This is a genomic window from Pedobacter nototheniae, from assembly GCF_004335085.1.
Taxonomy (GTDB): Bacteria; Bacteroidota; Bacteroidia; order Sphingobacteriales; family Sphingobacteriaceae; genus Pedobacter; species Pedobacter nototheniae.
This window is the reverse complement of sequence record NZ_RQRS01000088.1, coordinates 1-405: the sequence shown is the minus strand read 5'-3', so window position 1 is coordinate 405 and position 405 is coordinate 1. Positions and strand designations below refer to the sequence as shown.

Annotated in this window: 1 protein-coding gene; it reads right to left on the bottom strand. The window is 44.7% G+C overall.

Features of this window, described 5'->3' with window-relative positions; all coding sequences use genetic code 11:
• Positions 1-405, bottom strand: a 405-nt coding sequence (locus tag EHC72_RS22880) for a hypothetical protein (RefSeq protein ID WP_394346901.1), incomplete at both ends; no start/stop codon positions are given.

Sequence of the window (405 nt, the reverse complement as noted above, 5' to 3'; positions counted from 1 at the left end):
AATCGGTAATTTGTTTTTCGTAACGCGATTTCTGATCGTGAACCCAACCCATAAACTGAACCTGAACACGGCCCTGGTTTAGTGGATCGGTATTGGCAACTACTTTAGCAAGCATCGGGAAGGTAACCGGTTGCTCAAAATCTAGTTTGGGTGGCGTTTCTGCACCAGCAGGTACCGCTTTGAAATGATTGCTGTACATGCCGTTGGCCTGGAGATCGTGCTCCGAATAAACAATCCGCATTTGCGGGTGGACTGAACTTTCTCCTTGCCGCTTAAATTCAAAATCGACCAAAGTGCCAATGCCTAATCTAAAATTATTGGTTTCGGCTTCCATTAAATAAGATGATGCCACTTTTGAGGCTGCAAGAGCTTTCCCTTTTTCGGTTAATATTTCCTGATTGGCCT